Origin of the sequence: Microcystis flos-aquae FACHB-1344 (assembly GCF_014698375.1) — a bacterium.
Taxonomy (GTDB): domain Bacteria; phylum Cyanobacteriota; class Cyanobacteriia; order Cyanobacteriales; family Microcystaceae; genus Microcystis; species Microcystis aeruginosa.
Genome location: NZ_JACJSW010000049.1, coordinates 1 through 14,080 on the forward strand (window position 1 = coordinate 1; position 14,080 = coordinate 14,080).

Consider the following 14,080-nt stretch of genomic DNA (forward strand, 5'->3'; position numbering starts at 1 on the left):
CATGGAGATAATCCTTAAGAGTAAAGTTAAAGTCCCTTTCCGCAACACAATCAAGATGTCTTGTCTAACAACGCTTTACCAATAAAGCTGAGAGGGAATCCGAACTAGGGAAGTATTCGGAGGTCTGGGCCAGATTGTGTCTCGATGCGGTAGTCTCTACTTGCGTCGCCTAAATTGGTCTAGGCAAGCCCCGTCCCTTTTAGGGCGGGGTTAGTGACAAAAATTTCTTTACATTGTCACGGTTGATCCTATCAGAAGTTGGTTAACCATTAATCAAGGGGTTGGGACTAGCGTTGACATCCTCGCCGCACTTTTAGGGCGGCGATTCCTAAACCTCACGATTTAAGTTTCTGCTTCCACCACCGTCGCATACCACAGTTAAAAAACCATGTACTGTCTTACACAGAGTCCACAGACTTTCGCCCCATTTCAGAAGCCCGATTCCGTGTGTCCCACGGTACGTTGACCGCCTATAGCTTCTTGTACTTGTTGCGCGCGACTTTTTACCCGGCCAAGCTTTTCTGGTCGGAACCCCCTAAGCCGAGTTTTCAAGGTGCTGCGCCGTCCACTTGGTTTTCGAGACTGGCCTTTTAATTCTAACGTCAAGCCAACCTAGAACGGCGGGGTTTCAGACCCAAAATTTCCGATGATTTTCCAGTTGGAACAGTTTACAATAAGATTTGTAAAAATTTATAAATAATTATGAGCGAAAAAGTTGTCCTGATTGTCGGTGCTACGGGGGGTATCGGTGCCACTTTAGCGGGTAAACTGGCTGTTAATGGTCATAAACTCGTATTAGCGGCGAGAAATGCCGATAATTTATCTAATTTAGCTGGTGAGTTGTCTTGTCCTTCTTTAATTGTACCGACGGATATCACCAATCCGACTCAGGTGGAAACTTTGATGGCAAAAATTGTCTCCCATTACGGCCGGTTGGATGTGTTGGTTAATGCGGCCGGAGCCGGTGTGATGAAACAATATAATAAAATCACGCCGGAAGATTTAGATAAAATGCTCGACCTCAATCTGAAGGGGAGTTTTTATACCTGTCAGGCTGCCGCTAATGTGATGAAGGAAAATAAAGCTGGTCATATCTGTAATGTGGTGGGAATTTTGGGTAAGCATTCTATGGCTATGGCTGCCGCTTATTGTGCTTCTAAGTACGGGGTGGTGGGTTTTAGTAAATGTTTGGCCGATGAGTTAAAACGCTATGGTATTAAAATGACTTTATTCTATTTTGGTGGTGTCGATACTCCTTTTTGGGATCAGGTGAGCTTAAAAGTTGATCGCACTAAAATGTTAACCGCTCAAACCGCCGCCGATGCTATCTATTTTGCCATGAATGCTGAACCCCAAGCCGTCCCCATGGAAATTAATATTCAACCCGATAGTCATCTCTTTTTTTAATCCTCAGGAGTCGGTCGTCAGGAGATAGGGTTTTAGGGTTTTAGGGTTGTAGGGAGTTGGGGTTTTAGTTGAAATTCCCCCAATACCCCACTACTCCACTTCCCCATTCCCCATTCCCCATTCCCCATTCCCCATTTCCCCATTTCCCCATTTCCCCATTTCCCCATTTCCCCATTTCCCCATTTCCCCATTCCCCATTTCCCCATTTCCCCATTTCCCCACTCCCCACTTACTAACACTCAACCACTTTTTTGACTTTATCTATGTTTGTTGCTCATATTCATTTTTATGTAGAATCGGCCAAAAAATGGCGAGATTGGTTTGTGCGGGTGATGGATTTTCAGACGATCGCAAGTTTAGTTAATCTGCACACGCACACGGAAATAGTTGGCAATGGCATCCAAAAAGATAAAACTAAACAGATTATTTTTATCTTATCTTCTCCCTTAAATTCCCTTAGTCCCGTGGCGGAATTTTTAAGTAAATATCCTGAAGGGGTGGCGGATGTAGCTTTTCAAGTAGAGGATTTAGACAGTTTAGCTAGGAGAATTAAACAGGACATTTTTATTGAGGAAACTGTTTTGGCTAGGGGTAAGATAAAAAGCTGTCAAATCTCTAGCATTGCTAATCTCAAACATACGTTAATTGAAAGACAGGGAATCACGCCAATTTTAGCCGATCCTAATCTGATTGAGTATGATAGTCAGCAACAATATAATCAGGATATTCTGGCAATTGATCACTTAGTTTTAAATGTTTTTCAGGGAAATTTAGAGTTAACAGCCAATTGGTATGAGGAAAATTTAGGCTTTAAAAAAAGGCAAACTTTTACTATTAAAACGGATCGTTCTGGTCTTTATTCCCAGGTACTTGTTCACCCCGAAACCGAATTAAAATTACCGATTAATGAGCCAGATAGTAACAGTTCTCAAATTCAAGAATTTTTAGATATTAATCAAAAATCTGGCATTCAACACATTGCTTTAAAAACAGAAAATATTTTAAGATTAACTCAAAAATTAAAAGAAAGGAAAGTAGAATTTCTATCAGTTCCCAACAGTTATTATCAACAAATTGACTATCAAAAAAAAGATTTTAATATTGCTGATTGGGAATGGTCAGAAATTAAAAAACAGGAAATTCTCATCGATTTTGAACAAAATAGTCATTCCCTCCCGGAAAAGCCGACTTTACTGCAAATTTTCACTAAACCAATTTTTTCCCAGCCGACTTTCTTTTTTGAATTAATCGAGCGACGTCATGCCGCTAGAGGTTTTGGAGAAGGCAACTTCCAGGCCCTATTTGAAGCGATCGAACGGGAACAAATACAGCGAGGAACTTTAGATTAGAGTCAGAAAAGCGATAATTTTTCCCATGAGACTATGAACGATAACGTAATTCAATCACATCTTTTTTGATCGTGACATCATAGGAACCAAAAAAAGTTTGTCCCAAGAGTCCTAACCCTTCCATTTGGGGAGAAATACCAACAATCTGATTAGATAAAACCACCTCGCCAACTTTAATAGAATTAATGCGACCAAGATAAACCCTAACGACACCGCCGGCGGTATGAGCGAGTACTTCCCTTTCCCGTTTGACTTTCATCGCTTTTGCCATGGCATCGGTAAGGACGATGCCACTAGCTCCCGTATCAAAAAGCATTTCATAATAGTGACGGTGATTAAAAACCACCATCACCGTGGGAATGCCATTAACCCGGCGTTGAATCGGTAACTGATAAACTTGCGGGGAATTTTTCCTATTTCTAGATGAACCGCCACAGAGACGGCTAAGATCTATCTGTTGTCCATCTGCTCTTTGGAGAAAGCATTCCGATTGAGCGAGAGTCGTAGGGGTGAAGGGAAATAAGAGCAGGGTGCTGGACAAAGCGATCGCAGAAATAGACCTATTCATGGGTTTAACATCGAGAAGACCGACTCGGAAAAGAACGCTTCTAGCTCTATAATTCCCCAAAAATGCGGGAAAATAACGGGGGTTTAACCGGGGGGCCAAGCCATTGGGCGATCGCCTAAGAGATGGACATGAAGATGAGCGACGGTTTGACCCCCATGTTCCCCATTATTGATCACCACGCGATAACCTTGACTTAATTTAGCTTCGGCGGCCACCTTTTTAACAGTTAGTAACAAATGTCCCAATAAATCGCGATCGCTGTCGCTGGCTTCCTCTAGTTTCGGAATCGGTTTTTTGGGGATAATGAGGATATGGGTGGGTGCTTGGGGATTAACATCTCGAAAAGCGAGAACCAGATCATCTTCATAGACGATCGAGGCAGGAATTTCTTTACGGATAATTTTGCTAAAAATAGTCTCGCTCATAGACAAATTGCTTTTTTTTTAACTATACCATTAAGCTCTCAGCTTTTCTGGTTAGGTTATCCCCAGAAATACGCTGATTTTGTGGGTAAATTCCCAGATAAAATCATTTTTATGCGGAAAACTAGCCGAACATCCTGTTTCATTTTCCTAAGAACTCACTTTATTTTTACTTGAGCCAAAATGTTAGCAAGGGTTTGGAGTGCGGCAATTATCGGCATCGATGCCATTAAAATCGGGGTAGAGGTGGATGTATCGGGGGGATTACCCGGAATTGCCGTGGTGGGTTTACCCGATACCGCCGTGCAGGAGTCGAAAGAAAGGGTAAAAGCTTCCCTAAAAAATGCCGGATTTGCCTTTCCCATCCGCAAAATTGTCATCAATTTAAGTCCCGCCGATATCCGCAAAGAGGGGCCGATTTATGATTTACCGATTAGTATCGGCATTTTAGGAGCCTCCGAACAGGTAGAAGCCGATTTATTGGGGGATTTTCTCTTTTTAGGTGAATTATCCCTCGATGGTAGTTTGCGTCCCGTGGCGGGGGTTTTACCCATTGCTGCCGCCGCCGAAAAAATGGGGATTAAGGGTTTAGTGGTTCCTGCCGATAATGCCAAAGAAGCGGCCGTGGTCAAAGGCGTACAAGTGTATGGGTTTCGTCATCTATCGGAAGTGGTAAATTTCTTAAATGAACCCGATCGCCATTCACCGATGACTTTTAACGCTGCCGAGGAATTCGGGCGATCGCAGGTAAATCTCCCCGATCTCAAGGATGTCAAAGGCCAAGCCATTGGCCGTCGGGCCCTGGAAATTGCCGCAGCTGGGGGTCATAACCTAATTTTTGTCGGGCCACCGGGCAGCGGTAAAACCATGTTAGCGCGACGTTTACCCGGTATTCTGCCCCAGCTGACCTTTGCCGAATCCCTAGAAGTCTCCCAGATTCATTCCGTCGCCGGATTACTGAAGGATCGAGGTTCCCTGGTGCGCGAGCGTCCTTTTCGCAGTCCCCATCACTCCGCTTCCGGAGCGGCACTGGTGGGAGGTGGCACTTATCCCCGACCGGGAGAAATCTCCCTTTCCCACCGTGGTATTTTATTTTTGGACGAATTAACGGAATTTAAGCGCAGTGTCTTGGAATATCTCCGGCAACCCCTAGAGGATGGTTATGTGAGCATTTCTCGCACTCGTCTTTCCGTCGCTTTTCCGGCCCGTTTTACTCTAGTGGCCAGTACCAATCCCTGTCCCTGTGGTTATTACGGCGATTCGGTGCAACCCTGCAGCTGTTCACCGCGACAACGGGAACAATATTGGGCGAAATTATCGGGGCCGCTTTTAGACCGTATTGACCTACAAGTGACCGTAAATCGCCTGAAACCGGAAGAAATGACCCAAGAGAGTCGGGGAGAAGCTTCTGAGCAAGTGCGGCAACGGGTAGAAAGGGCCAGACAAAAGGCCAGCGATCGCTTTCAGAATACGGGGATTCGCTCTAATGCGGAGATGAATTCCGAGCATTTGCGGGGTTTTTGCGCTCTTGATCATAGCAGTCGCCATATTTTAGAAGGGGCAATCCGAAAATTGGGTTTATCGGCCCGAGCAATGGATCGCATTCTCAAAGTTGCCCGCACCATTGCCGATTTAGGAGATAGTGAAATGCTGAAAAGTTCCCACGTTGCCGAAGCAATTCAGTATCGCACTCTCGATCGTTTAAGTTAGGGTTTGCGGCAAAAAGTTTGTTGCTGGGGTTAGGAGTCGGTCGTCAGGATTCAGGATTCAGGATTCAGGATTCAGGAGGCGGTCGGCGGTCGGCAGGAGTTGAGAGTTGGGGTTTTAGGGAGTTGGGGTTTTAGGGTTTTGGGGTATTAGTTGAAATTCTCCTATCTCCCCACTCCCCCACTCCCCCATTCCCCCATTTCCCCATTTCCCCATCACCCTACACCCCACACCCCACACCCCACACCCTACACCCTCTTTCAAGTCAGGAGTCAGGAATCGGGCGATTCTAAGCGTTTTTGCCATTCTCGATCGATTTTATCGGAGCGCTCGATCTCTTGTTCGAGATAGTCTTGATCCGTAGAATAACTAATATCAGCATCCCTAATCACTTTTTGGTCGGCAAATTGACGAGAGTAGGCAAGTTTTTGCTCTAATTCAGGATTATTTTGGGCTAATAAATCTGCTCTTTTTTCTCGCTGTTGATTGCGTTGATTAACCCGCTTATTTCTCCACTGTAAAAAGAAATAACGACCGAGGGGAATCCCCAAAAAAGCAGCGGCATAACTGAGGAGAAAACCGTAGATCCCTGTGACTATCGACCCCAGAGAACCACTCAAATCCACACTATCACTGTTGAGCAAAGATCCTAAAACTAAAGCGAGGATAAAGTTAACCGCCCCTAAACCTAAAGCTAAGATAATTTGACCGCTATCTGCTTCGCTAAACTTCCAGCTTTTTTCCTTTAGATAGGGGGAAACTGTTTGTAATTTTCTCTCTTTGGTTGTCACCTGTAGATCGGGAAAATAATAGATAATATCGCCTCGATCGGACACCTGCGGCAACCCATTAAAGCGAGTTAAAACTGGTAGTATATAATCTTCTGTCTCCTCCTGACTGGGGGTAATACTATCCAGATAGGGGGCAATTTGTGGAGCGATAATCGAGCCACGATTATTTTGAATTACTTTACCGATAGTTTGCCAGCGTCTCTCCTCTAAATTAAAATTAGGATCGCCATCGCCAAAAAGAAAAGAAAAAACTGCCTCGAGAAAATTCATCTTACTAGGGGGTTTTTCTGCCTTAACTTCCCGATCTCTTTTTTCGTAGTAGTTATTACCAAAATCGGGATAAAAAATCCAGAAAAAGTCCGTGGGAAAGAAGTTAATATTAATTTTGCTATCTCCAGAATTGTTATCCGAGTCACTATCTTTGAACATTAAGCCGATCAGGATCGCTAGGATAGCAAGCAAGAGGATTAAAATCGAAATAATTAAAACAATGCCAAAGGAAATGCGAATAACATAAAAAACTACTTGCCAGATTTTACTGGCGAAAGCTTTTAACTGCAATTGCCAATATTTATTCAGGAGAATTGAGCGAAAATTTTCAGGGAAAAGATAGATAATCTCCCCCGTATCTGCTACCTGTAAATGTCCCCCCGCTTCCGCAGCTAAAGCTAATAATCCCTTTTGTGCAGCGTTAATCTCTAAACCCGATTTTGCCGCCACATCACCCACCGTAACCCGATAGCCTAATTTTTCGATCGATTGTAATAGAGACTCTTGGGGATTCATAGAAAATACTGTTCCTGTCGATTATCCTATTTTCTAGTTTAGTTTTGATTTTGTCTTTTTGGCAGCGGCTATCTTGATTGACAGGTGCGGCATTTTGGACTTGATCGAGAAAATATCGTTATAATTGTCCCAATAGTCGCAAAAAGCAGGGCTAAACTGTATAAATAGTTACTTTATAAGCAATTATCAGAGGTGAGCATGAATGCGTCGGAACAGGCAAAAGGATTAGAATTAACGGCGAAGATCGCCACACTCGTCAACCTGTTTAAACAAGAATTCCCCGATGCAAAGGCAGATCTGAAACCTTGGCGCAATGATCCCCACACAAGGGAGTTAACGGATCCCGACTCGATCGATATCGCTTTCCATTTTCCCGGTTGGAGTCCCAGAATTCAAGGGCGCAGTATTCTGGTACAAATTCGTTTTCATCTCGATAGCGAGGATCAGCATCAGCGTTTGATTGGCTTAGAAATGCAGGCTTTTAACCATCAAGGAACCGCTTGGCGACTATCTACGGTGGAAAATTGGCAATTAGTCGGCAATTATCAACCCTCTCCTAAGGTGGCTGATAAGTTAAAATATTTCAGCCGGCAGGTGTTTGAAGTTTTTAAAAATGAGCATCGATAAGGCTCTTTTGGCACTCTCGGCAAAATATCGTTATTCGATCGAGATTAAATCGGTCATAATGTCAAGCTATAGGACTAAATTAATTCTTGAAAGTGCTTCGCTTGAGCGGAAATTTTTAACATTTTTTCTGGTTGATCGTGAATCTCACTTTTTTGAGAGGATTTACGGCTGCTCGTGGTTGTTTTAGACATACTGATATTTTTAATACTAACAAAGCGATATTGATAGTCCTGAAGAAAATCGGGTTGATTCCAAAATAAGCGTCCGATTTCACGACAATAGGAGACAAAGCATTCGGCTCCTTTTAATTGTTTAATTATCGATGGATTAGAATCTCCGCTTTTCTTCATTTCCAGACAAAGGATAACTTTTTCAGAAGTGGTATTAGCGATAATTATAAAATCTGCACGCTTACACTCACCTTTACTACCAGTAAAAATTGTGCGGACATCAAAAAACTCATCTAGCTTGATCACAATAACTCGATCGGGTTCAGGCATTCCACTAATCACAAACGAATAGTTATCTTGATTTTCTGTCAGTTTCAGTAAATAACTATCTCGTTTGTATTCTTTTTTATACTCTAACTCTACTATCGCACAATCCCTAATCATTTCTTTGAGGATAGCAATATCAGACATTACTCCTCACCCCAAATAATAGCCGTTTGAATACGATTCATATTTTCGATAGTAGTATCAAAACTACGCGCTTCAATACCCATTTCTGGATCAATTTTAGCGGGGTTTAAAGTGTGAAATTTGGTTTTTCTTTTTTGTCCTTTTAACATATTTGAATCTTCTTCAGCAATATAGACTTTAACTTGATTAGCCGATAATAATTCCTCTTGTCTATAGCCTTCTTCTGCGGCAATTTGTTTCAGGTGTGGTTGATCATGGTTGAGCATAATTAATGTGTTTATTTCCTTGATAATATAATCACTATGAGTAGTGATAAAAACTTTGATACCAATGTTGATCAGTCGAGCGAAAAGTTTAGCGATACGGCGTTGATTTTCTGGATGGAGATTTAATTCAGGTTCATCTACTATCAACAAATCTCCGATTCGAGCTTCGTGTCTTAAATAAAAGCCAATGTCTAAAAGAGAACGTACAGCACTAGAGCTTTCATCCATCGATAGTCTAAGTTTTTTTCCTTTAGGAATGTAATAAAGTTCATCATTGCTAGTAATCATATATTGACCACCAATAATATCGGCAAAATCTTCTAAAATACTGGGATGATTTTCGGCGATAAAGCTAGTTTTTTTGACAATTGTTTCTATTTGTCTAGTAAAATCTACATTTTTTTTGACTGGTAGCGCATAATCCTGAGAAACATTAAATAACAGTTCTCTAGGATTAAAATTGCTATTTTTGCTAATTTCTTCCAGTAAACGATTACGAGCAAAATTTAACTCTTTGCGAAAAATTGCCGCTCCTGTCCTTTCTGCACTAGCAATAAATGGCCTGGGAAAAAACTGAGAGAAAATTATATCTTGGATGCTGTCGTAAATGATATCCTCAAGAAAATGCACTGGCAGATTTATTTTTTCTGTTTCTGTTAATAATGTAATGGATAAATAAGGCTCATTTTCATGTTTGCTAATCGAGATAATTTCCCATGTTGCTGTACTAATTTTCTTTTCATACTTATTTTGAAATTGAATATTGTCAAAATTTAATTCTATCTGAAAATCAACATTTTTAAACCTCTCCTCGTTGGCAGCAAAAACTTCAGGTATTTGTTGAATATATCTTTGACAACCTGTAGTAATAATACTTTCACACTGTTGAACATACTCCTGTAGATCGAGACTAATTACACCATCAGAAAGTAGTTGCTCAATTTTTTCTTTGAGGCCAAATCTTGGCCCCGTTAATAGTCTTCGCCAATTGTCTAAAAAACCGAATAAAGCGTAGGTAGCATAAGTTTTACCTGTATTATTACGACCACAGATAATTGTGAGGTCGCCCAGACTGAATTCTGCCTGTTTTAAAATGCCAAGATTTTTAATTTTAACTTTCATATTTGTCTTTCGGTTTAATATTCACGATTATAGATAATTGTGGGTCATTTGATCAAGTTCCAAAATATACATTCAACTTTGGTTGTCAAGGTTACTTACAGAAATTATAACCTTTCCAAGGCTTTTCTCTCTTTTTCAGTCACTTCTCGCCATTGACCGGGTTGTAATCCTGTTAAGCATAATTTATTGTTTTTGTCAATAGTAATGGCTGTTCTAATTAATCTTAAAGTGGGATAACCAACGGCAGCCGTCATCCGTCTTACCTGACGATTTCTCCCCTCAGTTAAGGTAATTTCTAACCAAGCGGTGGGGACAGATTTTCGATAACGAATCGGTGGCTCTCTGGGGGGTAAATCTGGTTCAAAATCTAGTAAATTAACTATTGCTGGTCGAGTGCGATAATCCTGAATAGGAAGACCTTGACGCAATTTTTCTAAAGCGTTTAGGTCTGGAATTCTTTCGACTTGTACCCAATAGGTACGCGGATGAGCAAATTGACGATGACCCAAACGATGCTGTAATTGACCGTTATCTGTGAGTAATAATAATCCCTCGCTGTCCCTATCTAAACGACCGACAGAATAGATATTCGGGATGGGAATATAATCTTTTAAAGTCGAGCGACCATTTTCATCAGTAAACTGACATAATACATCGTAGGGTTTATAAAAAAGGATATATTTATTCAAGGGAAAAAGGAGATAGGAGTCAGGAGCTTTTTGCTTTTATCAGTAAAAATCAAACAGTAATCCGTGAAAAGAAAGCTCTGAACTTGCCACTTAATACTGTTCACCGAATACTTAAATCTGATTACTGATTACCGACCACTGATAACTGATTCAATCCCGTTGATGGGAGAATTGATAAGCACCGACAATCGAGAGAAGAATAGCGACGATTAATAAAATAGGGATAGCGAACCAAGGAAATTGATTTATATCGTAGGCTGCGGCTCTTAATCCCAGACTAGCATAGGTGAGGGGCAAGGAATAAACAATAATTTTTAATGGCCAGGGTAAGGTTTGGGGATCGAAAAAAGTTGCTCCTAAAAAAGACATCGGCACGATTAAAAAGTTATTATACAGACTGACACTTTCGAGGGATGTAACTCGCAATCCGACAATTGCCCCTAAACCGGCAAAGACGGCACAATTTAAGATTAAAATTAATAAAAAGAGGGGATTGAGAAAACTGGCAAATTTTCCTGTAAATAAGATAGCAACGAGAATCACTGATGCAGAAGTCATTACACCGCGCAAAATTCCCGCGAAAACTTTGCCTAAAAATAATGAGAGGGGATGGACGGGAAGTAATAATAATTCCTCGAAGGTTTTACTAAATAAGCGATCGCCACAGATGGAAAAGGTGGTTCCCCCGAAACTGATCGCCATTGAGGACAGGGCCACCATTCCGGGTAAAATAAATTCTAGATAAGAATCGCCGAGTGAGGGTTTCATCGAGCGATCGAGGGCGCTTCCCAACCCCAACCCGAAACCGATAATATAGATTAGGGGAGAAACTAAACCTGTGGCGGCGATCTGAAGGACTCTCGCCCGTAAATCTAGCCATTCTCCCCAAAATACGGTTAAAGTGTCTGTTAATATCGTCTGAGCTTGAGCTAGTTTCACTGGTATTTTGGTTAATTAGTAAATATACTTTTAATAATAATTAATAATTGTCCCCTTTTTCAAGAGTGGCTCATCCCAGTTTAGTAAAATGTAGGGTGCGTTAGACGGCGACAATCTCTGCTTAAACTTGAATCTAACAATCCGTCGTAACGCACCACACCTATCATTAATTTAATTTGGTGCGTTACTACTACTACTTACTTATGATAAAATGCCTTCAAAGACAGGTAAGAGAAAACTTGCAATTATTCACCCGCTAAAATAACTGATAGCCGAGATGAAACCCTGTTACTGTATTAATCCCGATTGTTCTCAACCAGAGCATCCGAGTAATAATAACTCGAATACTCGTTACTGTCAAAGTTGCGGCTCTCAATTGTTGTTAAATGGTAAATATAGGGTGAGTCGGTTATTGAGTGATACGACCGGTTTTGGCATTGTTTATGAGGCTTTTGAAGGTTTTACAGCCAAAATCCTCAAGGTATTACAAGAAAAATGGAATAATGAAGCGAAGGCAGTGGAATTATTTAAACGGGAATATGACGTTTTATTAGAGTTGAGTCGTCAAAATGTCACCGGTGTTCCTCGAGCAGATGCCTATTTTCAATATTCCACAAGGGAGGGGAAAATATTACACTGTTTAGTTATGGAAAAAGTGGAGGGTATTGATTTAGAACAGTGGCTAAACCAGTATGATAAGTTAAGTCAAAAACGAGCCTTAAAATGGCTGAGACAAATTGCTTTAATTCTCGATAAAATTCATCAACAGAATTGGCTGCATCGAGATATTAAACCCCCTAATATCATGCTGCGGAATAGTGGCGAGTTGGTGTTAATTGATTTTGGGACAGCAAGGGAAGAAACCCAAACCTATCATCAAAAGGTAAAAGGTCAACAGGTAACAGGTATTACCTCAGCCGGATATACACCCAATGAACAACAACATGGTCAAGCAGTGATTCAATCAGATTTTCATGCTTTAGGACGAACTTTTGTGCATTTATTAACAGGAAAACATCCCTTAGAAATTTATGATGCGGTTAATGATGTTTTACCTTGGCGAGAAGAAACGGAAAATATTCACCCGTTATTGTTGGATCTTATTGATGAGTTGATGGGAAGATTACCCAAGAATAGACCGGCTAATACTAGGGTTATTTTACAGCGTTTGGATGAGATTGAAAGGCAATTAAAGTTACCTCCTATAACTCCTACTATAAACTATATAACTATATGGGAGCATCTCACTTACGCGATAAGTAATTATACTTAGCCTAAAAGCCACTCTTAATCGTGTCTTGGAACGAAATAGAGGCTTTTAAAGACTGCGTACATGGAGAATTAAAACAAGAATTACCCTCGAAAAGCCTATTTTTCCACTAAGTATTTATGCTCATTGCAAAGGTGAGATGCTCCCTACTATATACTATAACATCTCCACCACCAAATCCGCAGCCTGTTGTAACTCAAAAACAATCGCCAGTTATTCCTAAGATTAATTCTTCAGTTATTCCTAATATTAATCCTTCGGTTTCACCCTTAGATAAAACCATAACTGGTCATTCTGACTGGGTTAGGTCAGTAGTATATAGTCCCGATGGCCGCTATTTAGCTAGTGGGAGTGGTGACAAAACTATCAAAATTTGGGAGGTGGCAACGGGAAAACAATTGCGTACCCTTACTGGTCATTCTGATATGGTTTGGTCAGTGGTATATAGTCCCGATGGCCGCTATTTAGCTAGTGGGAATAATGACAAAACTATCAAAATTTGGGAGGTGGCAACGGAAACAGAATTGCGTACTCTTACTGGTCATTCTATGACGGTTTGGTCAGTGGTATATAGTCCCGATGGCCGCTATTTAGCTAGTGGGAGTGCTGACAAAACTATCAAAATTTGGGAAGTAGCAACCGGAAAACAATTGCGTACCCTTACTGGTCATTCTAGCGGGGTTTGGTCAGTGGTATATAGTCCCGATGGCCGCTATTTAGCTAGTGGGAGTAGTGACAAAACTATCAAAATTTGGGAGGTGGCAACGGAAACAGAATTGCGTACTCTTACTGGTCATTCTAGCGGGGTTTTGTCAGTGGTATATAGTCCCGATGGCCGCTATTTAGCTAGTGGGAGTAGTGACAAAACTATCAAAATTTGGGAGGTGGCAACGGAAACAGAATTGCGTACTCTTACTGGTCATTCTAGCGGGGTTTTGTCAGTGGTATATAGTCCCGATGGCCGCTATTTAGCTAGTGGGAGTAGTGACAAAACTATCAAAATTTGGGAGGTGGCAACGGAAACAGAATTGCGTACTCTTACTGGTCATTCTAGCGGGGTTTTGTCAGTGGTATATAGTCCCGATGGCCGCTATTTAGCTAGTGGGAGTCAGGACAAAACTATCAAAATTTGGGAGGTAGCAACGGGAAACGAATTGCGTACCCTTACCGGTCATTCTGAGACAGTTTTCTCAGTAGCATATAGTCCCGATGGTCGCTATTTAGCTAGTGGGAGTTTTGACAATACTATCAAAATTTGGCGGGTGGGACAGTAAACTTGTGTTTGGGGTGACAGCAATAACTTTTGTCTATCGAAAATGAGCGACGCTTGCGGGAAACTGCACCGATGTCTTTAAAAATATTGGGTTTTGGCTCAAATTATTGAATCGAGCAGTTTTCTCCTAAGTATTAAAGCGCTCAACTCAACCGACAAGCTAGAGGGTATCGCATCTACATCAACAAACTATAATCTACATTAAAGAAATGTCCTAATAATT

The 14,080-nt window shown here is 41.2% G+C and carries 11 protein-coding genes and 2 pseudogenes; 6 read left to right on the top strand and 7 right to left on the bottom strand.

Translation table 11 applies throughout. From position 1 onward, the window contains the following. Positions 1–702 precede the first annotated feature (702 nt). Positions 703–1,407 (top strand): SDR family oxidoreductase, encoded by a 705-nt coding sequence (locus tag H6G48_RS03670; RefSeq protein WP_052276701.1) that lies wholly within the window; start codon positions 703–705, stop codon positions 1,405–1,407. A gap of 263 nt (positions 1,408–1,670) precedes the next feature. Further along, on the top strand, positions 1,671–2,756 hold the full coding sequence (hppD, locus tag H6G48_RS03675; protein ID WP_190719166.1) for a 4-hydroxyphenylpyruvate dioxygenase: 1,086 nt from the start codon (positions 1,671–1,673) through the stop codon (positions 2,754–2,756). Between the two features lie 31 nt (positions 2,757–2,787). Here hppD and H6G48_RS03680 read toward each other — a convergent pair whose 3' ends face one another. Both H6G48_RS03680 and H6G48_RS03685 read right to left on the bottom strand, forming a co-directional pair. Next, entirely contained in the window at positions 2,788–3,324 is a 537-nt protein-coding gene (locus tag H6G48_RS03680; protein WP_190719169.1) for a retropepsin-like aspartic protease family protein, read from the bottom strand. Between the two features lie 83 nt (positions 3,325–3,407). After that, positions 3,408–3,749 (bottom strand): histidine triad nucleotide-binding protein, encoded by a 342-nt coding sequence (locus H6G48_RS03685; RefSeq protein ID WP_190719174.1) that lies wholly within the window; start codon positions 3,747–3,749, stop codon positions 3,408–3,410. A 180-nt stretch (positions 3,750–3,929) separates the two neighbouring features. Here H6G48_RS03685 and H6G48_RS03690 point away from each other — a divergent pair, with 180 nt between their 5' ends. Beyond that, a complete protein-coding gene (locus H6G48_RS03690; RefSeq protein ID WP_002798811.1) occupies positions 3,930–5,456 on the top strand; it encodes a YifB family Mg chelatase-like AAA ATPase in 1,527 nt (508 codons plus the stop codon). A 269-nt stretch (positions 5,457–5,725) separates the two neighbouring features. On the opposite strand, the gene H6G48_RS03695 is transcribed toward H6G48_RS03690, so the two are convergent. After that, positions 5,726–7,030 carry a hypothetical protein gene (locus tag H6G48_RS03695; protein ID WP_190719177.1) on the bottom strand — a complete coding sequence of 435 codons (1,305 nt, stop codon included), beginning with the start codon at positions 7,028–7,030 and terminating at the stop codon, positions 5,726–5,728. A gap of 198 nt (positions 7,031–7,228) precedes the next feature. On the opposite strand from H6G48_RS03695, the gene H6G48_RS03700 reads away from it, so the two are divergent. Further along, positions 7,229–7,657: a hypothetical protein gene (locus H6G48_RS03700; protein ID WP_147072521.1), complete on the top strand. Its 429-nt coding sequence runs from the start codon at positions 7,229–7,231 to the stop codon at positions 7,655–7,657. Positions 7,658–7,731: 74 nt separating this feature from the next. Here H6G48_RS03700 and H6G48_RS03705 read toward each other — a convergent pair whose 3' ends face one another. From H6G48_RS03705 to H6G48_RS03720, 4 genes are all read right to left on the bottom strand, one after another. Beyond that, a complete protein-coding gene (locus H6G48_RS03705) occupies positions 7,732–8,298 on the bottom strand; it encodes a hypothetical protein (protein WP_190719180.1) in 567 nt (188 codons plus the stop codon). Continuing rightward, positions 8,298–9,686: an AAA family ATPase gene (locus tag H6G48_RS03710; protein ID WP_190719185.1), complete on the bottom strand. Its 1,389-nt coding sequence runs from the start codon at positions 9,684–9,686 to the stop codon at positions 8,298–8,300. Before H6G48_RS03710 ends, H6G48_RS03705 begins: the two co-directional genes overlap by 1 nt. A 104-nt stretch (positions 9,687–9,790) precedes the next feature. Further along, complete coding sequence (locus tag H6G48_RS03715) at positions 9,791–10,375, bottom strand: pseudouridine synthase (RefSeq protein ID WP_002751273.1); 585 nt, start codon at positions 10,373–10,375, stop codon at positions 9,791–9,793. Positions 10,376–10,525: 150 nt separating this feature from the next. After that, positions 10,526–11,314 (bottom strand): ABC transporter permease, encoded by a 789-nt coding sequence (locus H6G48_RS03720; protein WP_147072517.1) that lies wholly within the window; start codon positions 11,312–11,314, stop codon positions 10,526–10,528. A gap of 277 nt (positions 11,315–11,591) precedes the next feature. On the opposite strand from H6G48_RS03720, the pseudogene H6G48_RS03725 reads away from it, so the two are divergent. Next, positions 11,592–12,530 (top strand): annotated as a pseudogene (locus H6G48_RS03725) (serine/threonine protein kinase); the annotation flags it as partial. A 218-nt stretch (positions 12,531–12,748) separates the two neighbouring features. Further along, positions 12,749–13,858 (top strand): annotated as a pseudogene (locus tag H6G48_RS03730) (WD40 repeat domain-containing protein); the annotation flags it as partial. Positions 13,859–14,080 lie beyond the last annotated feature (222 nt).

Bases quoted from the DNA above. Each gene is read 5' to 3' on its own strand.
- H6G48_RS03670 (WP_052276701.1), top strand. From the start codon at position 703: ATGAGCGAAAAAGTTGTCCTGATTGTCGGTGCTACGGGGGGTATCGGT.
- hppD (WP_190719166.1), top strand. From the start codon at position 1,671: ATGTTTGTTGCTCATATTCATTTTTATGTAGAATCGGCCAAAAAATGG.
- H6G48_RS03680 (WP_190719169.1), bottom strand. From the start codon at position 3,324: ATGAATAGGTCTATTTCTGCGATCGCTTTGTCCAGCACCCTGCTCTTA.
- H6G48_RS03685 (WP_190719174.1), bottom strand. From the start codon at position 3,749: ATGAGCGAGACTATTTTTAGCAAAATTATCCGTAAAGAAATTCCTGCC.
- H6G48_RS03690 (WP_002798811.1), top strand. From the start codon at position 3,930: ATGTTAGCAAGGGTTTGGAGTGCGGCAATTATCGGCATCGATGCCATT.
- H6G48_RS03695 (WP_190719177.1), bottom strand. From the start codon at position 7,030: ATGAATCCCCAAGAGTCTCTATTACAATCGATCGAAAAATTAGGCTAT.
- H6G48_RS03700 (WP_147072521.1), top strand. From the start codon at position 7,229: ATGAATGCGTCGGAACAGGCAAAAGGATTAGAATTAACGGCGAAGATC.
- H6G48_RS03705 (WP_190719180.1), bottom strand. From the start codon at position 8,298: ATGTCTGATATTGCTATCCTCAAAGAAATGATTAGGGATTGTGCGATA.
- H6G48_RS03710 (WP_190719185.1), bottom strand. From the start codon at position 9,686: ATGAAAGTTAAAATTAAAAATCTTGGCATTTTAAAACAGGCAGAATTC.